This is a genomic window from Streptomyces sp. GL_141, from assembly GCF_057834385.1.
Genome location: NZ_CM174402.1, coordinates 5,773,365 through 5,798,420 on the forward strand (window position 1 = coordinate 5,773,365; position 25,056 = coordinate 5,798,420).

Here is a 25,056-nt window from a genome sequence, read left to right on the forward strand (position 1 = left end):
GACCGGCCCAAACCGAGCGCACTCTCCGGTTCATGGGACCATGGGAGTCTGCGTATAGATCCGACCAGCCCCGACCAGATCTGGTTTCGCGCAGACTGACGCCCACACTTCGTTCCGACTGCGACCCGAGAATCAGGACACTGCGTGCCCGCGATCCCCAGCCACGTGCCCGAGCCGAGCCGTACCGACCCGGCGCTGATCCGCAATTTCTGCATCATCGCGCACATCGACCACGGCAAGTCGACCCTTGCCGACCGGATGCTCCAGCTCACCGGTGTGGTGGACTCGCGGCAGATGCGCGCCCAGTACCTCGACCGCATGGACATCGAGCGTGAGCGCGGCATCACGATCAAGTCCCAGGCGGTCCGGCTGCCGTGGGCGCCGAACACGGGCGAGGACGTGGGCAAGACCCACATCCTCAACATGATCGACACCCCCGGGCACGTCGACTTCACCTACGAGGTCTCGCGCTCCCTGGCGGCGTGCGAGGGCACGGTCCTCCTGGTGGACGCGGCTCAGGGCATCGAGGCGCAGACCCTCGCCAACCTGTACCTGGCGATGGAGAAGGACCTCGCGATCGTCCCGGTCCTGAACAAGATCGACCTGCCGGCCGCCCAGCCGGAGAAGTTCGCCGAGGAGCTCGCGAACCTGGTCGGCTGCCAGCCCGAGGACGTCCTGCGCGTCTCGGCGAAGACCGGTCTCGGCGTGGACGTGCTGCTCGACAAGATCGTCGCCACGGTCCCGGCCCCGGTCGGTCCCAAGGACGCCCCGGCCCGCGCGATGATCTTCGACTCGGTCTACGACTCGTACCGCGGTGTCGTCACGTACGTCCGTGTGGTCGACGGCCAGCTCAACAAGCGCGAGCGCATCCGGATGATGTCGACCGGCGCCACGCACGAGCTGCTGGAGATCGGTGTCTCCTCCCCGGAGATGACCCCGGCCGACGGCATCGGCGTCGGCGAGGTGGGCTACATCATCACCGGCGTGAAGGACGTCCGTCAGTCCAAGGTCGGTGACACCATCACCAGCCTGAACAACGGCGCGACCGAGGCCCTCGGCGGCTACAAGGACCCGCGTCCGATGGTCTTCTCGGGCCTGTACCCGCTCGACGGCTCGGACTACCCGGACCTGCGCGAGGCCCTGGACAAGCTCCAGCTCAACGACGCCGCGCTGGTCTACGAGCCCGAGACCTCGGCGGCGCTGGGCTTCGGCTTCCGCGTCGGCTTTCTCGGCCTGCTGCACCTGGACGTGGTGCGCGAGCGCCTGGAGCGCGAGTTCGGCCTCGACCTGATCGCCACCGCGCCGAACGTGGTCTACCGCGTCGTCCTGGAGGACGGCAAGGAGGTCACCGTCACCAACCCGAGCGAGTTCCCCGAGGGCAAGATCAGGGACGTGTTCGAGCCGGTCGTACGGGCCACCCTGCTCGCGCCCTCCGAGTTCATCGGCGCGATCATGGAGCTCTGCCAGCAGCGCCGCGGCACCCTCCTCGGGATGGACTACCTCTCCGAGGACCGGGTCGAGATCCGCTACACGCTCCCGCTCGCGGAGATCGTCTTCGACTTCTTCGACCAGCTGAAGTCCAAGACCCGCGGTTACGCCTCCCTCGACTACGAGCCCACCGGCGAGCAGGCCGGCAGCCTGGTCAAGGTCGACATCCTGCTGCACGGCGACAAGGTCGACGCCTTCTCCGCCGTCTGCCACAAGGACGCCGCCTACGCCTACGGCGTGCGCCTGGTCGCCAAGCTGCGCGAGCTCATCCCGCGGCAGGCCTTCGAGATCCCGATCCAGGCGGCCGTCGGCTCCCGCGTCATCGCCCGCGAGACCATCCGCGCCATCCGCAAGGACGTCCTCGCCAAGTGCTACGGCGGTGACATCTCCCGTAAGCGGAAGCTGCTGGAGAAGCAGAAGGAAGGCAAGAAGCGCATGAAGATGGTCGGCTCCGTGGAGGTCCCGCAGGAGGCCTTCATCGCCGTCCTCTCCAGCGACGAGTCCGGCGGCAAGAAGAAGTAGCCGTCGCGACGTCCCTCGGACGTGAGGCAGGCCCCCGTGCTCCGGCGCGGGGGCCTGTTTCGTTATGAATCGGCGCCCCAGGGCCTCTTACGCGCCAGGCGGAGGGCCCCTAGTCTGATCACTGCTCGTTGGTTACTCGCCAGTTTTTTGGTCGGATGCGGCCATGCCCTGACTCAGCCACCCACCCTGACCCACCACCCAGTCAGTCCGGCCCTGTGAGAACAGGCCCTGCCGCGTGGTCCGGAGGATGTCCGTGAGCGACACACAGACCTTGATCGAGAACCGTCCGCCCACCGTGGCGACCCTCTTCCTGGAGCGAGTCGCCGCCACGCCGAACGCCGAGGCCTACCGCTATCCGGTTCCCGCCGCCGAGGGCAAGGGCGGCCCGGACGACTGGAAGTCCCTCAGCTGGGGACAGGCCGCGGAGCGGGTTTTCGCCATCGCGGCCGGACTCGTCGAGCTCGGGATCCAGCCGGAGCAGCGCGTCGCGCTGGCTTCCAACACCCGGGTCGAGTGGATCCTCGCGGACCTCGGCGTGATGTGCGCCGGCGGCGCCGTGACCACCATCTACCCGAGCACGAACGCCGAGGAGTCGGCGTTCATCCTCTCCGACTCCGAGAGCCGGATCCTGATCGCCGAGGACGGCGCGCAGCTGGCCAAGGCCCGTGAGCGCCGCGCCGACCTGCCCGAGCTCGCCCACGTGGTGGTCGTCGAGGCCGCCGACGCGATCCCGGCCGACGGCGACCCCGAGGGCTGGGTGCTCTCGCTGGCCGAGCTGGAGGAGCGCGGCCGCGCGTACCTGGCCAAGCACCCCGAGGTGGTCAAGGAGCGGATCGCGGCCATCACCGCCGAGCAGCTCGCCACCCTCATCTACACCTCGGGCACCACCGGCCGGCCCAAGGGCGTGCGGCTGCCGCACGACAACTGGTCGTACATGGCCAAGGCCACCGTGGCCACCGGCCTGATCACCAAGGACGACGTCCAGTACCTCTGGCTGCCGCTCGCGCACGTCTTCGGCAAGGTGCTCACCTCCGGCCAGATCGAGGTCGGCCACGTCACCGCCGTCGACGGCCGCATCGACAAGATCATCGAGAACCTGCCGATCGTGCAGCCGACCTACATGGCGGCCGTCCCGCGCATCTTCGAGAAGGTCTACAACGGGGTCGCGGCCAAGGCCAGGGCCGGCGGCGGCGCCAAGTACAAGATCTTCCAGTGGTCCGTCGGCGTGGCCCGCGAGTACGCCAAGGTCACCCAGGACAATTTCCGCCGCACCGGCCGGGCGAGCGCCCCGATGGGCCTCGCCACCAAGCACAAGATCGCCGACGCGCTCGTCTACTCCAAGCTCCGCGAGGCCTTCGGCGGCAACCTGCGCGCCGCCGTCTCCGGCGCCTCCGCCCTCGCCCCCGAGATCGGCTACTTCTTCTCCGGCGCGGGCATCCACATCCTGGAGGGCTACGGGCTCACCGAGTCCAGCGCCGCCTCCTTCGTCAACCCCGGCGAGGCCTACCGCACCGGCACCGTCGGCAAGCCGCTCCCCGGCACCGAGGTCCGCATCGCCGACGACGGCGAGGTGCTGCTGCGCGGCCCCGGCATCATGCAGGGCTATCACGGGCAGCCCGAGAAGACCGCCGAGGTGCTGGAGGCCGACGGCTGGCTGCACACGGGCGACATCGGCGAGCTCTCCGCCGACGGCTACCTGCGCATCACCGACCGCAAGAAGGACCTGATCAAGACCTCGGGCGGCAAGTACGTCGCCCCGGCGGAGATCGAGGGCCAGTTCAAGGCGCTCTGCCCGTACGTCTCCAGCATCGTCGTCCACGGCGCCGACCGGAACTTCTGCTCCGCGCTCATCGCCCTCGACGAGCCCTCCATCCTGGTCTGGGCCGCCGAGAGCGGCCTGGAGGGCAAGACGTACTCCCAGGTCCTGGCCGCCCCCGAGACCAACCGCCTCATCGAGACCTACGTCCAGACCCTCAACGAGGGCCTCCAGCGCTGGCAGACGGTCAAGAAGTTCCGCCTCCTGCCGCGCGACCTCGACGTGGAGCACGGGGACCTCACCCCGAGCCTCAAGCTGAAGCGGCCGGTCGTCGAGCGCGAGTTCAAGCACCTCATCGAGGAGATGTACGAGGGCTCCCGCGAGGCGTAGCGAGAGGTGTCGCGCGGGGCGCCGCGCGGGCCCGTGACCGGGCGCCGCGCGGGACCGTAAACGACCTTGGGGCAGTGCGGGACAATGGGCTCATGCCTTCCGCACTGCCCGACGGTGAACCCATGCCCGAAGACGGCTCGCTGCCGCTCCACGCCCTGGCGGGAGCCGGGGAGCGGCCGCTCGGGTTCTACCTGCACGTTCCGTACTGCGCCACGCGCTGCGGGTACTGCGACTTCAACACCTACACGGCCACCGAGCTGCGGGGCACCGGTGGCGTGCTCGCCTCCCGGGAGAACTACGCCGACACCCTGATCGACGAGGTCCGCCTCGCACGGAAGGTCCTCGGGGACGACCCCAGGGCCGTGCGGACGGTCTTCGTGGGCGGCGGCACGCCCACCCTGCTGCCCGCCGGTGACCTCGTACGGATGCTCGCGGCGATCCGCGAGGAATTCGGGCTGGCCGAGGACGCGGAGGTCACCACCGAGGCCAATCCGGAGTCGGTGAACCCGGAGTACCTGGCGGAGCTGCGCGCGGGCGGCTTCAACCGGATCTCCTTCGGCATGCAGAGCGCGAAGCAGCACGTCCTGAAGGTGCTCGACCGCACGCACACCCCCGGCCGGCCCGAGGCCTGCGTCGCGGAGGCGCGGGCGGCGGGCTTCGAGCACGTGAACCTGGACCTGATCTACGGGACGCCGGGGGAATCGGACGAGGACTGGCGCGCGTCCCTGTCGGCGGCCCTGGGGGCCGGGCCCGATCACATCAGCGCCTACGCGCTGATCGTGGAGGAGGGCACCCAGCTCGCGCGGCGGATCCGGCGGGGCGAGGTCCCGATGACGGACGACGACGTCCACGCGGACCGGTACCTGATCCTCGACGCGGTGATGGCCGAGGCGGGGTACTCCTGGTACGAGGTCTCGAACTGGGCCACCTCGGAGGCCGGGCGGTGCCTGCACAACGAGCTGTACTGGCGCGGGGCCGACTGGTGGGGGGCCGGGCCCGGAGCGCACTCGCACGTGGGCGGCGTGCGGTGGTGGAACGTGAAGCACCCCGGTGCGTATGCCGCCGCGCTGGCGGAGGGGCGGTCGCCGGGGGCGGGGCGCGAGCTGCTTTCGGAGGAGGACCGGCGGGTCGAGCGGATCCTGCTGGAGCTCCGGCTCGTGGACGGGGTGCCGCTGTCCCTGCTGGCGCCGGCGGGCCTCACCGCCTCGCGGCGCGCCTTGGCCGACGGTCTCCTCGAAGCGGGGCCGTACGAGGCCGGGCGGGCCGTTCTGACGCTGCGTGGACGCCTCCTGGCCGACGCGGTGGTCCGGGACCTGGTCGACTAGCCCCGTCCGGGGCGGGGGAGCCCTGCGGGGCAGTCCCCCACCCGGGTCATGCCGTCACGTGGTCGATCAAGTGCTCCACCGCGCCCAGCAACGTCGGCTCCAGGTCCTTGTACGAGGTCACGCGGGACAGGATGTGCTGCCAGGCGGCTCCGGTGTTCTCCGGCCAGCCCAGGGCGCGGCAGATGCCCGTCTTCCAGTCCTGGCCGGGCGGGATCACCGGCCAGGAGCGGATGCCCAGGGCCGAGGGCTTCACCGCCTGCCAGACGTCCACGTACGGGTGTCCCACGATCAGGACGTGCGGGGAGGTCACCGAGGCGGCGATGCGGGACTCCTTGGAGCCCGGGACCAGGTGGTCCACCAGGATGCCCAGCCGGGCGTCGGCCGCGGGGGCGAAGTCGGCGACGACGGCCGGGAGGTCGTCGATGCCCTCCAGGTACTCCACCACGACGCCCTCGATCCGCAGGTCGTCGCCCCAGACCCGCTCGACCAGTTCGGCGTCGTGGCGGCCCTCCACGTAGATCCGGCCCGCCCGGGCCACCCGCGCCCGGGCCCCGGGGACGGCGAGCGAGCCGGAGGCCGTACGGGCCGGGGCGGCCGGCCCGCGGGCCGGGCGGGTCAGGGTCACCACCGCGCCGTCCAGGAGGAAGCCGCGGGGTTCGAGGGGGAAGACCCGGAGCTTGCCGAAGCGGTCCTCCAGGGTGACCGTGCCCGCCTCGCAGGCCACCACCGCGCCGCAGAAGTCCGTACCCGCCACCTCGACCACCAGGTCCGGATCGGCCGGCACCTCGGGGACGGGCTTGGAGCGCTTCCATTGCGGGGTCAGGTCGGGGGAGTACTCGCGCATCCGGCCGAGGGTAGGAGAGCGGGCCGCCTCAGGTGTCCGACACGCCGAAACGGGCCGCCAGTGTGTCGCGTTGGGCACGCACGAAGGCCGCGTCGACCACCGCTCCGTGACCCGGCACGTACAGAGCGTCGTCCCCGCCCAGGGCGAGGAGCCGGTCCAGGGCGGCCGGCCACTGCCGTGGCAGCGCGTCCGGACCCGCCTGCGGCTCGCCCGATTCCTCGACCAGGTCGCCGCAGAAGACCACCTCGCGCGCACCGGGCACGAAGGCGGCCAGATCGTGCCGGGTGTGCCCCGGGCCCACGTTCGCCAGGAGGACCTGTACGCCGCCCAGGTCGAGGGTCCACTCGCCCGACACCAGGTGCCGGGGGAGCACCAGCAGGTCCGCCGCCTCGGCGGCCTCGGCCTCCGCCAGGCCGTGCCGGACCGCGTCCGCCCGCAGCTCGTCCCGGCTCACGGAGAGCAGGGCGTCCAGCCCGACCGGACCGTAGACCTCGGCCCCCGCGAACGCCGCGCCGCCCAGTACGTGGTCGAAATGTCCGTGTGTGAATGCGAGATGGGTCACGCGCCGGCCTGTCAGCCGCTCCGCCTCGGCCCGCACCAGCGCGCCTTCCCGCAGGGAGGACCCGGGGTCGATCAGGAGGGCCGAATCCTCGCCCACCACCAGTCCCACGGTGCAATCCCACACCGGCAGGCGCTTGCGGCCGGCCCGTTCGGTGAGCCGTTCCCAGCCCGCCTCTTCCCAACGCACGTCCATGCCGCGACGCTACCTTGGCGGGCCGCCCTTGCTAGGGGTGTACCACCCCGCCGTACACTGACCGGGGGATCTCTGGCACTCGAACGCTCAGAGTGCCAGCAGGCAGGGCCTGCCGAAGCCGCGAACGACGGAAACGATGGAGGTGTGCGCGATGCTCAGCGAACGCAGACTCGAAGTGCTGCGCGCCATCGTCCAGGACTACGTCGGGACGGAGGAGCCGGTCGGCTCCAAGGCGCTCACCGAGCGGCACCGGCTCGGCGTCTCGCCCGCCACCGTGCGCAACGACATGGCCGTGCTGGAGGACGAGGGCTACATCGCCCAGCCCCACACCAGCGCCGGCCGGATCCCCACCGACAAGGGCTACCGCCTCTTCGTCGACAAGCTGGCGGGGGTCAAGCCGCTGTCGACGCCCGAGCGCCGGGCCATCCAGAACTTCCTCGACGGGGCCGTCGACCTCGACGACGTCGTCGGCCGTACGGTGCGGCTGCTCGCGCAGCTCACCCGGCAGGTCGCTGTCGTCCAGTACCCGTCGCTCACCCGGTCCACCGTCCGGCACGTCGAGCTGCTCTCGCTGGCCCCGGCCCGCCTGATGCTCGTCCTCATCACGGACACCGGCCGGGTCGAGCAGCGGCTCGTCGACTGCCAGACCCCCTTCGCGGACACCTCGCTGGCGGACCTGCGGGCCCGCCTCAACAGCCGCGTCGTCGGCCGCCGGTTCACCGACGTGCCGCCGCTGGTGAAGGACCTTCCGGAATCCTTCGAGAACGAGGACCGGGTGACGGTGAAGGCCGTCCTCGACACCCTCCTCGAAACGCTGGTCGAGGAGGCGGAGGAGCGGCTGATGATCGGCGGCACCGCCAACCTCACCCGCTTCGGACACGATTTTCCCCTGACGATCAGGCCGGTGCTCGAAGCGCTGGAGGAGCAGGTCGTGCTCCTCAAGCTGCTGGGCGAGGCCAGTGAGTCGGGAATGGCCGTAAAGATCGGGCATGAGAACGCCTACGAGGGACTGAACTCCACGTCCGTCGTCTCGGTCGGCTACGGTTCGGGCGGCGAAGCAGTCGCCAAACTCGGCGTGGTCGGACCGACCCGCATGGACTACCCCGGAACGATGGGAGCGGTACGCGCAGTGGCACGTTACGTCGGACAGATCCTGGCGGAGTCGTAAGTGGCCACGGACTACTACGCCGTTCTCGGCGTGCGCCGCGACGCATCGCAGGACGAGATCAAGAAGGCATTCCGGCGGCTCGCCCGCGAGCTGCACCCGGATGTGAATCCCGATCCCAAGACGCAAGAGCGTTTCAAGGAGATCAACGCCGCCTACGAGGTCCTCTCGGACCCGCAGAAGAAGCAGGTCTTCGACCTCGGCGGCGACCCGCTGTCCTCCTCGGGCGGCGGCGGAGCCGGCGGCTTCGGAGCGGGCGGCTTCGGCAACTTCTCCGACATCATGGACGCCTTCTTCGGCCAGTCCTCGCAGCGCGGACCGCGCTCGCGGACCCGCCGCGGCCAGGACGCCATGATCCGCCTCGACCTGGAACTGGACGAGGCCGCCTTCGGCACGACCAAGGACATCCAGGTCGACACGGCCGTCGTCTGCACCACCTGCTCCGGCGAGGGCGCCGCCCCCGGCACCTCGGCGCAGACGTGTGACATGTGCCGCGGCCGCGGTGAGGTCTCGCAGGTCACCCGGTCCTTCCTGGGTCAGGTCATGACCTCGCGGCCCTGCCCGCAGTGCCAGGGCTTCGGCACCGTGGTCCCGACCCCGTGCCCCGAGTGCGCGGGCGACGGCCGGGTCCGCTCCCGCCGCAGCCTCACCGTCAAGATCCCGGCCGGCGTCGAGAACGGCACCCGGATCCAGCTCGCGGGCGAGGGCGAGGTCGGCCCCGGCGGCGGCCCCGCCGGCGACCTGTACGTGGAGATCCACGAACTGCCGCACCCGACCTTCCAGCGGCGCGGGGACGACCTGCACTGCACGGTCACCATCCCGATGACCGCGGCGGCCCTGGGCACCAAGTGCCCGCTGGAGACGCTGGACGGCCTGGAGGAGATCGACATCCGGCCCGGCACCGGGTCCGGGCAGGCGATCCCGCTGCACGGCCGCGGCGTCACCCACCTGCGCGGCGGCGGGCGCGGCGACCTGATCGTGCACGTCGAGGTCACCACTCCCGGCAAGCTGGACCCGGCGCAGGAGGACCTGCTGCGCCAGCTGGCCAAGCTGCGCGGCGAGGAGCGGCCGATGGGCCAGTTCGCGCCGGGCCAGCAAGGCCTGTTCAGCCGCCTGAAGGACGCCTTCAACGGGCGCTGAGCCGCGCGCGGAGCACCCGTAGGGCGGCGTCCCGGCGGTGTGCGAGAACACCTGCGAGCCCGGTCCGGGGAACCCCGGACCGGGCTCGCGGCATGCGGGGCGGCAGGGCGGCGACGGTATTCGGGCACCCCGGTGAAGGGGACTATGCCAGGCGAATGCCGTGATTCGGTCCCGTGAGCGGGACATGGCACGATGCAGCTCATGTCCTCCGCACCGAACGGTCTCTTCGCGTACCCGATCGTGCAGGCGCCCATGGCGGGCGGCGCGTCCTGCCCGCCGCTCGCGGCCGCCGTGTGCGAAGCGGGCGGACTGGGCTTCCTCGCCGGCGGCTACAAAACCGCCGACGGCATGTACCAGGAGATCAAGCGGCTGCGCGCGCTCACCCGCCGGCCCTTCGGCGTCAACCTCTTCCTGCCGCAGGCCTCCCACGCGGACCCGGCGGTCGTGGAGGCCTACCGGGGGCACCTCGCCAGCGAGGCCTCCTGGTACGAGATCTCCCTCGCCGACGAGGACATCATCGGCACCAGCGACGACGGCTACGACGCCAAACTGGCCATTCTCATCGAAGACCCGGTACCCGTGGTCTCGTTCACCTTCGGCCTGCCCTCGCCCGCGGCCCTCACCTGCCTGCGCAAGGTCGGTACGTACACGATCGCCACCGTCACCTCCGTCGAGGAGGCCCGCGCCGCCCAGGCGGCCGGCGCCGACGCCGTCTGCGTCCAGGGCGTGGAGGCGGGCGGCCACCAGGGCACCCACCGCGACGACCCGCAGGGCGACGGCACGGCCGGAGTCGGCCTGCTCGCGCTCGTCGCGCAGGTGCGCGAGGCCGTGGCCCTCCCGATCATCGCGGCGGGCGGCCTGATGCGCGGCTCGCAGATCGCCGCGCTGCTCGCCGCGGGCGCGGAGGCCGCGCAGCTCGGCACGGCCTTCCTGGCCTGCCCGGAGTCCGGCGCGCACGCCCTGCACAAGAAGGCGCTGACCGACCCGCTGTTCGTCCGCACGGAGCTGACCCGGGCCTTCTCGGGGCGGCCGGCCCGCGGACTGGTCAACCGGTTCATGCGCGAGCACGGGCCGTACGCCCCGTCCGCGTACCCGCAGGTGCACCACCTGACCGCGCCGCTGCGCAAGGCCGCCGCCGCGGCCGGGGACCCGCAGGGCATGGCCCTGTGGGCGGGCCAGGGGCACCGGCTGGCGCGGGCCCTGCCGGCCGGGGAACTGGTGGAGGTGCTCGCGGCGGAACTCGGCGCGGCCCAGAACGCGTTGAAGGCAATGCAGATGAGGAGTGCGTCATGACCGCCCCGGTGTTCGTGGTCGAAAAGGTTCCCGCGGGGCCGGAGTTCGTCCTGGACGGCCCTGAGGGCCGCCACGCGGTCTCCGTGAAGCGGCTGGCCCGCGGCGAGGACCTCGTGCTGACCGACGGCCGGGGCGGCTGGGCCGAGGCCGTCGTGACGGCCGCCGAGGGCAAGGACCGCCTCGTCGTCTCCGTGACCGGGGTCTTCGAGGAGGCGGAGCCGGCCGTCCGGATCACCGTCGTCCAGGCCCTGCCCAAGGGCGACCGGGGCGAGGTCGCCGTCGAGACCATGACGGAGACCGGCGTCGACGCGATCGTGCCCTGGCAGGCCTCGCGCTGCATCACCCAGTGGCGCGGCGACCGGGGCGCCAAATCCCTCGCGAAGTGGCGGGCCACCGCCCGCGAGTCCGGCAAGCAGTCCCGCCGGGTCCGCTTCCCCGAGATCGCGGAGGCGCTGTCGACCAAGCAGGTCGCCGCGCTGCTCGCGGAGGCCGACCTCGCGGTCGTCCTGCACGAGGACCGGGACGCCCCTTCGGGCGCGCTGGCCACCGCGGAACTGCCCGCCGCCGGCTCCGTCGTCCTGGTCGTCGGACCCGAGGGCGGGGTCTCCCCGGACGAACTCGCCGCCTTCGCGGCGGCCGGGGCGCACCCGTACCGGCTGGGCCCCTCGGTCCTGCGCACCTCCACGGCGGGCACGGCCGCGGCGGCGGTCCTGCTGGCGCGGACGGGGCGCTGGTCCTGACGGGCTGCCGGGCCTGACGGGGCGCTGGTCCTGACGGGGCCGGCCGGCGGCGGTGGATACGATGCCGGAACCGATCACCCGTCACGAAGGGCTCAGCACATGGCCGGGGAACCGCAGGCCGACTGCCTGTTCTGCAAGATCGTCGCGGGGAACATTCCCGCGACGGTCGTCCGGGAGACGGACACGACCGTCGCCTTCCGCGACATCAATCCGCAGGCACCCACCCACGTCCTCGTCATCCCGAAGGCGCACTACCCCGACGCCGCCTCCCTCGCGGCCGCGGAGCCCGGGATCGCCGCCGACGTCCTGACCGAAGCCGGCCGCGTCGCGGTCGACGAGGGGCTCGCCGACCGCGGCTACCGGCTGGTCTTCAACACCGGCGCCGGCGCCGGCCAGGTCGTCTTCCACGCCCACGCGCACGTCCTCGGCGGCCGTGGCTTCGAATGGCCCCCGGGATAAACCGTGTCCGTACGAGAATTCGTGGTCCTCGGCACCGCCAGCCAGGTACCCACCCGCCACCGCAACCACAACGGCTACCTGCTGCGCTGGGACGGCGAGGGCATCCTCTTCGATCCCGGCGAGGGCACCCAGCGCCAGATGCTCCGCGCCGGGGTGGCCGCGCACGACATCAACCGGATCTGCGTCACCCACTTCCACGGTGACCACAGCCTCGGCCTCGCCGGGGTCATCCAGCGGATCAACCTCGACCGGGTCCCGCACCCCGTCACCGCCCACTACCCGGCCTCCGGACAGAAGTTCTTCGACCGGCTGCGGTACGCGACGGCCTACCGCGAGACCGTGCAGCTCGCGGAGGAGCCGGTGGCCGAGGACGGGATCCTGGCCCGCGGGGACGCGTACACCCTGGACGCCGTACGGCTCTCGCACCCCGTGGAGTCCTTCGGCTACCGGGTCACCGAGCCCGACGGGCGCCGGATACGGCCCGAACTGCTCGCCCGGCACGGCATCAAGGGGCCGGACGTGGGCCGCATCCAGCGCGAGGGCAGCCTCGGCGGGGTCACCCTCGACGAGGTCAGCGAGGCGCGCGCCGGACAGCGGTTCGCCTTCGTCATGGACACCCGGCTCTGCGAGGGCGTCGAGGATCTCGCGGCGGGCTGCGACATGCTGGTGATCGAGTCGACCTTCCTCGACGAGGACGTCCAACTGGCCACCGACCACGGGCACCTCACCGCCGGGCAGGCCGCTCGGGTGGCCCGGGACGGGGGCGTGCGGCACCTCGTGCTGACGCACTTCTCGCAGCGCTACACCGATCCGTCGGAGTTCGAACACCAGGCGCGTGCGGCCGGCTTCGAGGGTGAGCTCACGATCGCCGCGGATCTCGTACGGGTCCCCGTGCCGAAGCGGGCCGGATAGCGGGCGCGGTGCCCTGCGGGGCGAAGTCCCCTACCCGCCCTTCGCCCGTTCCCCGGGCTCTGCCCGGACCCGGTCCTCAAACGCCGGACGGGCTGGATACACCCAGCCTCGCCGGCGTTTGAGGCGCGGGGTCTGGGCAGAGCCCCAGGGGGTCCGGGGCACAGCCCCGGGGAACGGGGGAAGGGCGGGTAGGGGACCTCGCCCCCAGGGTTGGTGCCTAGGCGCCGGTGCGGATGCGTCTGCGGGGGCGTTCCCGGGCTCGGCGGGCCGCCGCTGGGGAGAGCAGCAGCACCCGGAGCGGGGGCAGGCGGAGCTGGCGGTGGCGGAGCTGTGTGAGCTCCACGACCTCCAGCTCCTGCGCGCCGACCCGCGGCACCGAACCGGCCGGCGTCCCGGCCCCGGCGGCGAGCACGGCCGCCGGGGCCCCGCCGCGCCGGCGCACCGAGCCGGGGGTCAGCGGGCGCCCGCCGACGTGCAGGGCGACCCCGGCCATCGGCCCGGCCACCGCCAGCAGCAGGCCACCGAGGACCAGGCCCATGCCGGGGAACCCCGCCCCCTCGGCGAGCAGGCTCCCGGTGACGGGCCCGCAGGCCACACCGAGCGAGGACGCGGAACCGACCAGGACGGCCCAGCGCCCGCGCGGGTCGAGGGCGGCGGCGAGGCCGATGGCGTAGGAGAGCACGACGGGGTAGACCGCGTTCCACAGGATCTCCCCGGCCGCGAAGGAGCCCAGGTCCCGCGCGTGCGAGGCCAGCACCACGCAGCAGGCGATGACCGCGGTGCCCACGCCCACCGGGACCGCCCGTCCGAGCCGGGACCCGAGCGCGGAGGCGGCGGTGACCCCGAGCAGCCCGGCGCCGAGCGCGGCCGCGAAGACCATCCCGAGGGTGACCTCGGACAGGCCCGCCTGCTGCGCGCCGATGCGGCCGCTGACGCCCCACAGGGCGTTCTGGGCGAGCGACCACAGCATCAGGGCCCCGGCGAGGACCATCCCGGCGCGCGGGTAGGGCAGCCGCGCGGAGGCCCGTACGCCCCGGCCGGTGCCGGTGCCGGTGCCGGTGCCGGTGCCGGTGCCGGCGGCACGGTCCGTGAGGTCCGTGGCGTCCGCGCGGTCCGCGCGGTCGGCCCCGGGCAGGCGCCGCGTCGCGGGCCAGCACACCAGCGCGACCAGGGCGATCGCCGCGAACGGCAGCCAGTGCCCGCCGCCGAGCCGGGGCAGGGTCAGGTACAGGGCCCCGGCCGTGGCCGACACCGACAGCAGCCCCAGCGCGGAGGTCCGGTGCGGGTCGCGCTGCGCCGCGATCCCGGAGGCGGCCACGGCGGTGGCCGTGCCCGAGCCGAAGCCGCCGAGTACGGCGCCCGCGATGACGAGGGGGAGCTGCGCGGTGGCGGCCGCCGTGCCGTACCCGAGGACGGCGAGCAGCAGCCCGAGCCGGGCCAGCGGACGCGGTCCGTGGCGCGGGATGCGGGAGGCGAGGGTGAATCCGGCGGCGGCCGAGCCGAGCAGCAGGACCGAGCCGATCAGACCGGCCTGCGCGGGGCTCAGCGGGAGGTGTGCGTCGAGCCGGCCGACGACGGTCGGCAGCAGGTACGGGGCGACGTAACCGGAGGTGAAGAGCGCGACGAGCGGCCAGGCGGCGGGCGGCGCGGGGGTGCGGTCGGGCACGGGTGTTCCATGTGGTGCAGGTGGAGCGTGAGATTCCGCAAGACCGCGGGGCTCATATCTATCAAGCCGCCCGATATCCGGAGAAGAGCGTTCGGGCGGTGATCTGCGTCACACTGTACTCCGGGCCCGCCCGGGAGGGAGGGTCTGGCGGCGGGAGTGGGTTGAATCCCATCAGGAAGTCCGATCGGGAAGCCCGTTGAAGGAACGACCCGCTGAAGAAACGACCCGCCAAGATCAGAACGCGCACCGACCGAACGGGGAGTACAACGTGACCAGTCGCAGCAGCCGGGACAGCCTCGACTCCGCCGTGGACCCGCTCGGTCCGCTGAGGGACCCCCATGAACCCGGCTGCGACGTCTTCCTCACCGGCACGGTCTTCCTCGACATCATCTTCACCGGCCTCGACTCGGCCCCCGTGCGCGGCACGGAGTCCTGGGCGCGCGGCATGGGTTCCAGCCCCGGCGGCGTCGCCAACATGGCCACCGCCCTCGCCCGGCTCGGCCTGCGCACCTCCCTGGCCGCCGCCTTCGGGGACGACCACTACGGCGAGTACTGCTGGGACGCGCTCGAACAGGGCGAGGGCATCGACCTCTCGATGTCACGGACCGTGCCCGGCTGGCACAGCCCCGTCACGGTCTCGATGGCGTACGAGGGCGAGCGCACGATGGTCTCCCACGGCCACGAGGCCCCGCTCCCGGCGGACCCCGGCCCGTTCCCGCAGTGCCCGCCCCGGGCCCGCGCGGCCGTGGCCTCGCTCGGCCCGGGCGGCGGCGAGGCCTGGGTCGCCGAGGCGGCCCGGCGCGGGGCCCGGGTCTTCGCCGACGTCGGCTGGGACGACAGCGGGCGGTGGGACCTGGGGGCGCTGGCCGACCTGGAGCACTGCGAGGCCTTCCTGCCCAACGCGGGGGAGGCGATGGCCTACACGCGCACCGACTGCCCGCGCGCGGCGGCCCGGGCGCTGGCCGAGAAGGTGCCGATCGCGGTGGTGACGATGGGCTCCGAGGGCTCGTGCGCGGTGGACGGGCGGACCGGGGAGACGGCCGAGGTCCCCGCGATCGCGGTCGACGCGCTGGATCCGACCGGGGCGGGCGACGTGTACGTGGCGGGCTTCCTCACCGGCACCCTCGCCGAGTGGCCGCTCGCGGACCGGCTCGCCTTCGCGGGCCTGACGGCGGCCCTGTCGGTGCAGGAGTTCGGCGGCTCCCTGTCGGCGCCCGGCTGGCCGGAGGTGGCCCACTGGTGGCGAACCGCCCCGGAGGCCCTGCGCGGGCGGTACGGCTTCCTCGACGACCTCGTTCCGCGGGCCGCCGCCCCGGCCAGCCGCCGCAGGGCGGTCCCGACGATCGGCTTCCGCCAGTCGGCGTAGGGCCTGGCCGGTCGGGGGACGCGTGCGGGGGCGGGCGGGGCCGCGCCCCCGGCCCCGATGCCCCGGGGGTGGTCCGGCCGGGTGCGGCGCCGTTGCCGGGGGCCAGCCCCCGGACCCCCGCTCCTCAAGCGCCGGAGGGGCTGATGGGGGCCGGAGGGGCTGAAGGGGGCCGGAGGGGGCCGGTTCGGGCCGGAGGCGCTGACGGGGGCCGGAGGGGGCTGGTTCGGGCCGGGGGTGCTGGTGGGGGCCGGGTCCTGTACGGGACCCCGTAAAACCCCTCGGGGATGGCGGAGTGGCGACGTAGGCTTGGAAGTCCGGTGGCCGTCGATCGGCGCGGCCCCTCAGTGGGAGGTATGCGCAGGCCACAGTGCCGGCCCATGACTCAGACACCGACAGCCAAGACCCCCGCGCCGGGCCAGGCGCGCGCCCACTTCTCCGTACCGGCCACCCATCCGATGGTGTCCGTCCTCGGCTCGGGCGACGCCCTGCTGCGCGTGATCGAGAAGGCCTTCCCGAGGGCCGACATCCATGTTCGGGGCAATCAGGTCAGCGCGATCGGTGCGGCGGCGGAAGTCGCGCTGATCCAGCGCCTGTTCGACGAGATGATGCTGGTGCTCCGCACCGGGCAGCCGATGACGGAGGACGCAGTGGAACGCTCGATCGCCATGCTCAAGTCGAGCGGCAACGGCCAGGGTCCGGACGAGACGCCCGCCGAGGTGCTCACCCAGAACATCCTCTCCAGCCGCGGCCGCACCATCCGCCCCAAGACGCTCAACCAGAAGCGTTACGTGGACGCGATCGACAAGCACACGATCGTCTTCGGCATCGGCCCCGCCGGTACCGGCAAGACCTACCTCGCCATGGCCAAGGCGGTCCAGGCCCTGCAGTCCAAGCAGGTCAGCCGGATCATCCTGACCCGCCCGGCGGTGGAGGCCGGCGAACGCCTCGGCTTCCTCCCCGGCACCCTCTTCGACAAGATCGACCCGTACCTGCGGCCGCTCTACGACGCCCTGCACGACATGATCGACCCGGACTCGATCCCGCGGCTGATGGCGGCGGGGACCATCGAGGTGGCGCCGCTGGCGTACATGAGGGGCAGGACTCTCAACGAGGCCTTCGTCGTCCTCGACGAGGCGCAGAACACCACCCCCGAGCAGATGAAGATGTTCCTGACCCGGCTCGGGTTCGACTCGAAGATCGTCGTCACCGGCGACGTGACCCAGGTCGACCTCCCGGGTGGCGCCAAGAGCGGTCTGCGACAGGTGCAGGACATCCTCGAAGGCGTTCCGGACATCGCCTTCTCGCGGCTCACGTCCGAGGATGTCGTCCGGCACAAGCTGGTCGGCCGTATCGTCGATGCGTACGAGAAGTACGACGACAGCCAGGACGCGAAGCAGTCGCGGAACGGCTTCCAGCGGAAGTAGAAATCAGCGCACCATGTCGATCGACGTCAACAACGAGTCCGGAACCGAGGTCGACGAGCGGGCGATCCTCGACATCGCCCGCTACGCACTCACCCGGATGCGGATCCACCCGCTCTCGGAGCTCTCCGTCATCGTCGTCGACGAGGACGCGATGGAGCAGCTCCACATCCAGTGGATGGACCTGCCCGGACCCACCGACGTCATGTCCTTCCCGATGGACGAGCTGCGTCCGCCGAAGAAGGACGAGGACGAGCCCCCGCAGGGTCTCCTCGGTGACATCGTGCTCTGCCCCGAAGTCGCCAAGAAGCAGGGCGAGGACGCGCCGACGCGGCACTCCATGGACGAGGAGCTCCAGCTCCTGACCGTCCACGGGGTGCTGCACCTGCTCGGGTACGACCACGAGGAGCCGGACGAGAAGGCCGAGATGTTCGGCCTCCAGGCGGCCATCGTGGACGGCTGGCGCGGCGAGAACGGCGTGACCGGCCCGTCCCCGGCGCCGACCGTCTCATGACCGGTGGTCTCCAGCTGATCATCGGGGCCGTCCTGCTGGTCGTGGTGGCCTGGTTCGCCGCGTGCGCCGAGTCCGGGATCGCCCGGATCTCCGCGTTCCGCGCCGAGCAGGCCGTTCGGGAGGGGCGGCGCGGCAGCGCGAAGCTGGCCCAGGTCGCCGGCGACCCCACCCGCTACGTCAATGTCGCGCTGCTGGTCCGGGTCACCTGCGAGATGGCGGCGGGCGTGCTCGTCACGTACGTCTGCCTCGACGAGTTCGGGGAGAACTGGACCGCGCTGCTCGTGGCCATCGCCGTGATGGTGCTCGTGTCCTACGTGGCGGTCGGCGTGTCCCCGCGCACCATCGGCCGGCAGCACCCGCTGAACACGGCGACGGCGGCGTCCTACGTCCTCGTACCCCTCGCCCGGATCATGGGGCCGATCCCGCAGCTGCTGATCCTCCTCGGTAACGCACTCACCCCCGGAAAGGGCTTCCGCAAGGGGCCCTTCGCCTCCGAGGCGGAACTGCGCGCGATGGTCGACCTGGCGGAGAAGGAATCGCTGATCGAGGACGACGAGCGCCGCATGGTGCACCAGGTCTTCGAGCTGGGGGACACGCTCGTGCGCGAGGTCATGGTGCCGCGCACCGATCTGGTCTGCATCGAGCGGTACAAGACGGTCCGTCAGGCGACCACGCTCGCGCTGCGGTCCGGTTTCTCGCGGATCCCGGTGACCGGGGAGAACGAGGACGACATCGTCGGCATCGTGTACTTGAAGGACCTGGTCCGCAAGACGCACATCAGCCGGGACGCGGAGAGCGACCTGGTCTCCACGGCGATAAGGCCCGCGGTGTTCGTGCCGGACACCAAGAACGCGGGCGACCTGCTGCGCGAGATGCAGTCGGTGCGCAACCACGTGGCGGTCGTCATCGACGAGTACGGCGGCACCGCCGGCATCGTCACCATCGAGGACATCCTGGAGGAGATCGTCGGTGAGATCACCGACGAGTACGACCGGGAGATCCCGCCGGTGGAGGAGCTGGGCGGGGACCGTTACCGGGTCACCGCGCGGCTGGACATCACCGATCTCGGTGAACTGTTCAAGGTGGACTCCTTCGACGACGAGGACGTGGAGACGGTCGGCGGGCTGCTCGCCAAGGCGCTGGGCCGGGTGCCGATCGCCGGCGCCTCGGCGGTGGTGGACCTGCCGGACGGGCGGCCGCTGCGGCTGACGGCGGAGTCCCCGGCGGGACGGCGGAACAAGATCGTGACCGTGCTGGTGGAGCCGGTGGCTCCGGTGAAGGAGCAGGACGGGGAGACGGAGTGACGCCGACGGAGCTGCGCGCCTTCTGCCTGGGGTTCAACGCGGCGGTGGAGGAGTTCCCCTTCACCCCGGAGACCTCGGTGTTCAAAGTGCTGGGGAAGGTGTTCGCGCTGAGCGCGCTGGACGGCGACCCGCTGAAGGTCAACCTCAAGTGCGATCCGGAGCAGGCGGTGCGGCTGCGGGCGGAGCACGAGGCCGTCGTGCCGGGCTGGCACATGAACAAGCGGCACTGGAACACGGTGACCGCGGGCGGGCCGGGGGCGCTGCCCGACGCGCTGGTCCGGGAGCTGGTCGAGGACTCGTACGACCTGGTGGTCGCGGGTCTGCCGAGGGCGGAGCGGCTGCGGCTCGACCGGCCGTAGCGGATGCGGGAGCGGACGGGGCCGGTGTTCCCGGCGTTCCCGGCGTTCCTCGTCGTGGAATCCGGGAGGGGTCCAAGGTCATCGATCACGGGACCTTCGGGGCCGCACGTCCGCTTACGCAGCGCTTAGTTTTATCCCTGCGCCACCAAGATCTCGGGGGGACACCGGGGGTGGAGGGGAGAGCGCGTCCGCGGGGCCGTCGTGCGGCCCCGCGGACGCGCTCCATATGCTTCGGGCTATGACCGACAGCACCGGGATCGACCCCGAAGACATCAAGATCATCACGTTGGCGCGCAGCGCCCGGGCCCGCAACGGCGTGCCCGAGGGGGCGGCGGTCCGGGACGAGACCGGCCGTACGTACGTGGCGGGAACCGTGGATCTGGACTCCCTGAAGCTGAGCGCGCTCCAGACGGCCGTCGCGATGGCCGTGGCCAGCGGCGCCCAGTCCCTGGAGGCGGCGGCCGTCGTCAGCGCGGCGCAGGCCCCCTCCGACGCCGACCGCGCGGCGGTCCGTGACCTCGGCGGCCCGGACACCCCGGTCCTCCTGGCGGGCCCGGACGGCACCCTGAAGTCGAGCACTCCGGCCGGAGCCTAGGCCGTCGCCGCCGGGCCCACCGGCCCGGCGGACCAGGTGCGCAGGAACTCCGCCGTTTCGGGGTGGCCGAAGCGGGCCGCCCACTCGGCGGGGGTCAGGGCCTTCCAGAGGACGTGCGGATCCGCCCCGTGCTCCAGCAGGACCCGGGCCGTTTCCGTGTGGCCCTCGGCCCCCGCACGGCCCAGAGCGGTGGCGCGCAGTCCATTGGCGCGGTCGGGCTCGGCGCCTGCCGCGAGCAGCTGCCGCACGATGCCGGTGCGGCCCCTGGTGGCCGCCTGCACCAGCGGTAGTTCCTCGTCGCACGGGCCCGTGATCTGCTCGGGGTCGGCGCCGGCCGCCAACAGCATGCGGAGCACGCCGTCCCGGCCCTCGCGCACGGCGAGGTCCAGCCCCGTGCGCCCCTCGGCGTCCCGCGCGTCCGCTGCGGCGCCCCGGCTCAGCAGCCGTGCCACGGTGGCCTCGTCCCCGGCCCCCGCCGCCCGTACCAGCTCGTCCGCCACCACCGTCCCGCCCGTGTCGTCCACGGGCCCATCCTGGCAGCCCGGACCGGGCGGGCCGTCAGGTCCGGGCGACCTCGGCGGAGGTCCGCCGGCGGATGACCATCGCCATCAGGGCGGCCATCGCGCACAGGGCGCCCGAGGCGTACCAGACCGGGTCGTACGAGCCGAAGGCGTCGCGGGCCAGGCCGCCGAGGAAGGCCACCACCGCCGCGCCGATCTGGTGCGAGGCCAGGACCCAGCCGAAGACGATGGCCCCGTCCTCCCCGTAGTGCTCGCGGCACAGCGCGATCGTCGGCGGGACGGTCGCGACCCAGTCCAGGCCGTAGAAGACGATGAAGAACACCATCGGCGGGTGCACGGTCGGGGCCAGCAGCATCGGGAGGAAGAGCAGCGAGATCCCGCGCAGGGCGTAGTAGACGGCGAGGAGGCGGCGGGATTCGAAGCGGTCCGTCAGCCAGCCGGAGAACACCGTGCCGATGATGTCGAACACGCCGATCACGGCGAGGAGGCCGGCCGCCGCCGTCACGGGCATGCCGTGGTCGTGGGCCGAGGGGACGAAGTGGGTCTTGACCAGCCCGTTCGTCGAGGCCCCGCAGATCGCGAAGGTGCCCGCCAGCAGCCAGAAGGGGCCGGTCCGGGCCGCCTTGGCCAGGACGCCCAGGGCCCGGCGGGCGGCGCCGGGGACGGGCGCGGGCTTGGCGGTGTACTCGCCCCCGTACGGGGTGGTCCCGATGTCCGCCGGGTGGTCGCGCAGCAGCAGCCATACGAAGGGCACGACGGCCAGGGCCGCCAGCGAGACGGTGACCGCCGCCGGGCGCCAGCCGTGGTTCTCGACGAGCCAGGCCAGCAGGGGCAGGAAGATCAGCTGGCCGGAGGCCCCGGCGGCGGTCAGGATGCCGGTGACCAGGCCGCGGCGGGCGGTGAACCAGCGGTTGGTCACGGTCGCGGCGAAGGCCAGGGCCATCGAGCCGCTGCCCAGCCCGACCAGGACGCCCCAGTACAGGATCAGTTGCCAGGAGGTGGTCATCCACACCGTGGCCACCGAGCCGGCGGCTATGACGGTCAGCGCGAGGGCGACGACCCTGCGGATGCCGAAGCGGTCCATCAGCGCGGCGGCGAACGGCGCGGTGATCCCGTACAGCGCGAGGTTCACGGAGACGGCGAGGCCGATCGTGCCCCGCGACCAGTCGAACTCCTCGTGCAGCGGCTCGATGAGCAGGCCGGGGAGCGAGGCGAAGGCGGCGGCGCCGATGATCGTCACGAAGGCGACGGCCGCGACGAACCAGGCGCGGTGGATGCGGTGCGGGGGCCGGGGCGGCGTGGGCGGCCCGGGCACGCCGGCGGGGGAGCCGGTGGCGGCCGCCGGGGCGGAGGCGGGCGTCGGGCCGGTACCGGCCGCCGGGCCGGAGCCGGGCGTCGGTGCGGGGGAGGGGCCTGGGGAGGGGCCGGGGCCCGGGTCTGTCTGCGTCACGCCGATAGTTTCCGGCCGCCGGGGACCCGTACGACAGTGGCCTGACCGACATGCTTCGATATGATCGGGCCATGGAGCCCCGCGCGCACCGTGTCCACCGTGTTGTCGTACTCGCCCTCGCCGGACTGCTGCCCTTCGAGCTCGGGATCCCGCACCGGATCTTCGGGCGGGCGATGGATCCCGCCGGGCGGCCGCTGTACGAGATCCTCACCTGCGGGCTCGCCCCCGGCCGGGTGCCCACGGACGCCGACTTCGACATCCACGTCGAGCACGGTCCCGAACTGCTGGCCACGGCCGACACGGTGGTGGTCCCCGCCTCCTACGAGCTGGGCCCGGTCCACGACGAGGGCCGGCTCACCCCCGAACTCGCCGGCGCCCTCGCGCACATCAGGCCCGGCACCCGGCTCGTCTCCATCTGCACGGGCGGGTACGTCCTCGCCGCCGCCGGGTTCCTGGACGGCCGCCGGGCCACCACCCACTGGTCCGCCGCCGGGCACTTCCAGCAGACCTTCCCGGCCGTGCTGGTCGACCCGGACGTGCTCTACACCGACGACGGGGACGTGCTCACCTCCGCCGGAGTCGCCGCCGGGATCGACCTGTGCCTGCACATCGTGCGCCGCGACCACGGCGCGGCCGTCGCCAACGACGTCGCCCGGCGCACCGTCGTACCGCCGCACCGCGAGGGCGGGCAGGCGCAGTTCATCGAGCGCCCGGTGCCGCAGCCGCAGCGGTCGGCCACCACCGCGGCCCGCGCCTGGGTACTGGACCGGCTGCACGAACCGCTGCGGCTGACCGACCTGGCCCGGCAGGAGGCGATGTCGGTACGGACCTTCACGCGCAGGTTCCGGGAGGAATCGGGGCTCAGCCCGGGCGAGTGGATCGTCGGGCAGCGGGTGGAGCGGGCCCGGGCGCTGCTGGAGCAGACCGACCTGCCGATGGAACACGTGGCCCGGGAGGCGGGCTTCGGGACCGCGCAGTCCCTGCGCAAGCACGTCCAGGCGGCGCTCGGCGTGAGCCCGACGGCCTACCGGCGGACCTTCCGTGCCACCGCACCGGGCACCGCGTCCGGAGCCGCGTCCGGCACCGCCTCCGGAGCCCCATCCGGCACCGCGTCCGGAGCCACCCTGCCATCTCCTGATGGGACATCAGTTGTTGCCGGGTCCGTGCATTGACTTATCCCCCCGCCCGCTCGTGAATGGCCCCCTGGCGGGGTACGGGATCCCAGGGGGCGGTCAGTGCGGACTTCGGCGCGAACACCGGCGCGGGCAACGGCGCGGACGACGGCGCGGCACAGAGGGTGGTCGGCGGCCGTCGGCATGGCGGTCCTGGCCGCCGCGACCGGGGGCGCCCTGAGCGCGCCCGCCGCCGCGGAGGGGGAGACGCCTCCCGGGCAGGTCGAGTTCCCCACGCACTGCCTGCCTCCGCAGGAAGCCGGACTGCCGCCGGCCGACGGTCCCACCACCGCCCGGATCACCGTCGACGACCCCGCGCCGCGCGTGGGCGACACCGTCACCGTCACCTACCAGGTGACCCGGACCCCCGCCGTGAACCCGCTCTCCGTCGGCCTGCCCGCCGACGTCCTCACCCCGACCGGCCGCATCGTGCTCGGGGGCGTGCAGCAGGGCGAGGTCACGGTCGTCGGGGCCAAGCGCAACGATCCCGTCGAGGCGGGCGCGGCGCTGCCCGCCGTCACCATGACCGGCACCTTCACCGTCACCGCTCCCGGCGAGATCACCCTGGCCCCGGGCGGCTACACCCTGCACACGGGTCACCTGCTCGAACTCGACACGGTCTGCGCCGCCGCCCCCGGGAGCGTGCCGCCGGGACCGGATCCGAGGCCGTCGGCGAAGCCCTCCGCGTCTGCTTCCGGCTCCGCGGCCCCCTCGCGGTCGCCGCTGTCCCCGCCCCCGTCCCCGAATCCGTCGCTGCTGCCGTTGCCGGACGGCCCGCCGGTGGCGCAGCGGATCACCGCGAGCCCGCTCCCGATGGCCAACCTGCGCACCGTCGCGCTCGGTACGGCCGCGGGCGGCCCGGGCGCCGAGGTCAAGGTCACCGGAGCCGGCTTCGCCCCCGGCGCCGAGGTCACCGTGGCCGGCCGGGCGGGTGCGGCGGAGACCGCCGACCGGGTCACCGCGAAGGCGGACGAGCTCGGCGTGGTCCTCGCGGAGCTGCCGGTCACGGACCGGGCGACCACCGCCGTCGTGGCGTACGAGGGCGCCGCCTGGACTCCGGAGCGGGGCTCCGGCCCGGCCGCGTACACGGTGATCGTCGCCGCCCCGCTGCCGCCGGGCAGCCAGACGGTGACCGCCGTCGTGCAGCCGGGGGAGCTCGGCATGACCCAGGAGGGCGACGCCGTGACCCTGGCCGCGGTCCCGTACGGGGACGGCGGCGCGGCGGCCGGCCGGATCGGCACCGTCACCGTCAAGGACGCCCGCGGCGGGCCTGCCGGGTGGTCCCTGATCGGCAAGGTCACCGATTTCACGGGCTCCGGCGGGATCCGCATCCCGGGCGCCTCCCTGAGCTGGACCCCTACCTGCGCGGCCGCACCCGGCAGCCCCAGCGCGTGCGCCCCGGGCAGTACGGGCACCGTCGGGCCGGACGGCGCGGTGCTGGCCTCCACCGGGGACGCCGCCCTCGTCGGGGGCACCTTCACCGTCGATGCGGCCGTCACCCTCCAGGTGCCCCCGTACACCCCGCCGGGCGCCTACACGGCGGTGCTGACGCTGACGTTGTCGTGACCCGGTCCGGTCCCCTTCTGGGGCTCCGCCCCGGGGAACGGGGGAAGGGCGGGGCGGGGGGAGGGGAAGCCGCGGCAGCGGCACTGGCCGTACGGGTGCGCAGGCGCCTGGCCACGGCCGCGGCCGCCGCCGTGCTGGCCGGGTTCGGGCTGCTCGGCGGAGCCGGGGCCGCCGGCGCCGCGGACAACGGGCAGTGGTCCGTCCTGCCCGCCGCCAACACCCTGGGGCAGCGCCCGTACTTCTACCTCGCCGCCGCCCCCGGCCAGAGCGTCACCGACTCCGTCACCATCGCCAACCGCACCGACCGCCCCCGCACCTTCCGCCTCTACGCCGC

General features: G+C 73.0%; 22 protein-coding genes. 17 read left to right on the forward strand and 5 right to left on the reverse strand.

Annotation, left to right across the window (positions count from 1 at the left end; translation table 11 throughout):
- The first annotated feature begins 144 nt into the window (after positions 1-144).
- The 3 genes from lepA to hemW all read left to right on the forward strand — a co-directional run bounded on the left by lepA (position 145) and on the right by hemW (position 5,481).
- The gene (gene lepA / locus AC3IX6_RS25545) at positions 145-2,010 is read left to right on the forward strand and encodes a translation elongation factor 4 (protein ID WP_489364926.1); all 1,866 of its coding nucleotides are present in this window, start codon (positions 145-147) and stop codon (positions 2,008-2,010) included.
- 253 nt (positions 2,011-2,263) lie between these two features.
- A complete protein-coding gene (locus AC3IX6_RS25550) occupies positions 2,264-4,156 on the forward strand; it encodes an AMP-dependent synthetase/ligase (protein ID WP_489364928.1) in 1,893 nt (630 codons plus the stop codon).
- 92 nt (positions 4,157-4,248) lie between these two features.
- Positions 4,249-5,481 (forward strand): radical SAM family heme chaperone HemW, encoded by a 1,233-nt coding sequence (gene hemW / locus AC3IX6_RS25555; RefSeq protein WP_489364929.1) that lies wholly within the window; start codon positions 4,249-4,251, stop codon positions 5,479-5,481.
- 46 nt (positions 5,482-5,527) lie between these two features.
- Here hemW and AC3IX6_RS25560 read toward each other — a convergent pair whose 3' ends face one another.
- The gene (locus tag AC3IX6_RS25560; RefSeq protein WP_489364931.1) at positions 5,528-6,325 is read right to left on the reverse strand and encodes a DUF3097 domain-containing protein; all 798 of its coding nucleotides are present in this window, start codon (positions 6,323-6,325) and stop codon (positions 5,528-5,530) included.
- 28 nt (positions 6,326-6,353) lie between these two features.
- Positions 6,354-7,079 (reverse strand): MBL fold metallo-hydrolase, encoded by a 726-nt coding sequence (locus tag AC3IX6_RS25565; protein ID WP_489364933.1) that lies wholly within the window; start codon positions 7,077-7,079, stop codon positions 6,354-6,356.
- Between the two features lie 151 nt (positions 7,080-7,230).
- Here AC3IX6_RS25565 and hrcA point away from each other — a divergent pair, with 151 nt between their 5' ends.
- From hrcA to AC3IX6_RS25595, 6 genes are all read left to right on the forward strand, one after another.
- A complete protein-coding gene (gene hrcA / locus AC3IX6_RS25570) occupies positions 7,231-8,247 on the forward strand; it encodes a heat-inducible transcriptional repressor HrcA (RefSeq protein ID WP_489364935.1) in 1,017 nt (338 codons plus the stop codon).
- Positions 8,248-9,384, forward strand: a complete 1,137-nt coding sequence (gene dnaJ / locus AC3IX6_RS25575; protein ID WP_250739430.1) for a molecular chaperone DnaJ — start codon at positions 8,248-8,250, stop codon at positions 9,382-9,384. It begins immediately after the preceding gene.
- A 201-nt stretch (positions 9,385-9,585) separates the two neighbouring features.
- Entirely contained in the window at positions 9,586-10,677 is a 1,092-nt protein-coding gene (locus AC3IX6_RS25580) for a nitronate monooxygenase (RefSeq protein WP_489364937.1), read from the forward strand.
- Complete coding sequence (locus tag AC3IX6_RS25585; protein ID WP_489364939.1) at positions 10,674-11,417, forward strand: 16S rRNA (uracil(1498)-N(3))-methyltransferase; 744 nt, start codon at positions 10,674-10,676, stop codon at positions 11,415-11,417. The genes AC3IX6_RS25580 and AC3IX6_RS25585 overlap by 4 nt, the downstream gene beginning before the upstream one ends.
- A 99-nt stretch (positions 11,418-11,516) precedes the next feature.
- Positions 11,517-11,876, forward strand: a complete 360-nt coding sequence (locus AC3IX6_RS25590; protein WP_489364941.1) for a histidine triad nucleotide-binding protein — start codon at positions 11,517-11,519, stop codon at positions 11,874-11,876.
- 3 nt (positions 11,877-11,879) lie between these two features.
- Positions 11,880-12,788 carry a ribonuclease Z gene (locus tag AC3IX6_RS25595; protein ID WP_489364943.1) on the forward strand — a complete coding sequence of 303 codons (909 nt, stop codon included), beginning with the start codon at positions 11,880-11,882 and terminating at the stop codon, positions 12,786-12,788.
- A 217-nt stretch (positions 12,789-13,005) separates the two neighbouring features.
- On the opposite strand, the gene AC3IX6_RS25600 is transcribed toward AC3IX6_RS25595, so the two are convergent.
- On the reverse strand, positions 13,006-14,454 hold the full coding sequence (locus tag AC3IX6_RS25600) for an MFS transporter (RefSeq protein WP_489364945.1): 1,449 nt from the start codon (positions 14,452-14,454) through the stop codon (positions 13,006-13,008).
- A gap of 268 nt (positions 14,455-14,722) precedes the next feature.
- On the opposite strand from AC3IX6_RS25600, the gene AC3IX6_RS25605 reads away from it, so the two are divergent.
- The 6 genes from AC3IX6_RS25605 (at position 14,723) to AC3IX6_RS25630 (ending at position 20,013) form a co-directional block, all read left to right on the forward strand.
- On the forward strand, positions 14,723-15,820 hold the full coding sequence (locus AC3IX6_RS25605) for a carbohydrate kinase family protein (protein WP_489364947.1): 1,098 nt from the start codon (positions 14,723-14,725) through the stop codon (positions 15,818-15,820).
- A gap of 377 nt (positions 15,821-16,197) precedes the next feature.
- Entirely contained in the window at positions 16,198-17,244 is a 1,047-nt protein-coding gene (locus tag AC3IX6_RS25610; RefSeq protein WP_382971137.1) for a PhoH family protein, read from the forward strand.
- A 13-nt stretch (positions 17,245-17,257) separates the two neighbouring features.
- Positions 17,258-17,755, forward strand: coding sequence for an rRNA maturation RNase YbeY (ybeY, locus tag AC3IX6_RS25615; RefSeq protein WP_489364949.1), 498 nt, complete (start codon positions 17,258-17,260; stop codon positions 17,753-17,755).
- Positions 17,752-19,059, forward strand: coding sequence for a hemolysin family protein (locus AC3IX6_RS25620; protein WP_489364951.1), 1,308 nt, complete (start codon positions 17,752-17,754; stop codon positions 19,057-19,059). Before ybeY ends, AC3IX6_RS25620 begins: the two co-directional genes overlap by 4 nt.
- Complete coding sequence (locus AC3IX6_RS25625) at positions 19,056-19,418, forward strand: MmcQ/YjbR family DNA-binding protein (RefSeq protein WP_489364953.1); 363 nt, start codon at positions 19,056-19,058, stop codon at positions 19,416-19,418. The genes AC3IX6_RS25620 and AC3IX6_RS25625 overlap by 4 nt, the downstream gene beginning before the upstream one ends.
- Before the next feature lie 238 nt (positions 19,419-19,656).
- Positions 19,657-20,013 (forward strand): cytidine deaminase, encoded by a 357-nt coding sequence (locus AC3IX6_RS25630; RefSeq protein WP_489364955.1) that lies wholly within the window; start codon positions 19,657-19,659, stop codon positions 20,011-20,013.
- Here AC3IX6_RS25630 and AC3IX6_RS25635 read toward each other — a convergent pair.
- A complete protein-coding gene (locus tag AC3IX6_RS25635) occupies positions 20,010-20,537 on the reverse strand; it encodes an ankyrin repeat domain-containing protein (protein WP_489364957.1) in 528 nt (175 codons plus the stop codon). The genes AC3IX6_RS25630 and AC3IX6_RS25635 overlap by 4 nt on opposite strands.
- 34 nt (positions 20,538-20,571) lie before the next feature.
- Positions 20,572-21,849 (reverse strand): MFS transporter, encoded by a 1,278-nt coding sequence (locus AC3IX6_RS25640; RefSeq protein ID WP_489371559.1) that lies wholly within the window; start codon positions 21,847-21,849, stop codon positions 20,572-20,574.
- A gap of 206 nt (positions 21,850-22,055) precedes the next feature.
- Here AC3IX6_RS25640 and AC3IX6_RS25645 point away from each other — a divergent pair, with 206 nt between their 5' ends.
- Both AC3IX6_RS25645 and AC3IX6_RS25650 read left to right on the forward strand, forming a co-directional pair.
- Positions 22,056-23,156: a GlxA family transcriptional regulator gene (locus AC3IX6_RS25645; protein WP_489364959.1), complete on the forward strand. Its 1,101-nt coding sequence runs from the start codon at positions 22,056-22,058 to the stop codon at positions 23,154-23,156.
- A 144-nt stretch (positions 23,157-23,300) separates the two neighbouring features.
- Positions 23,301-24,722: a WxL domain-containing protein gene (locus AC3IX6_RS25650; protein WP_489364961.1), complete on the forward strand. Its 1,422-nt coding sequence runs from the start codon at positions 23,301-23,303 to the stop codon at positions 24,720-24,722.
- Positions 24,723-25,056 lie beyond the last annotated feature (334 nt).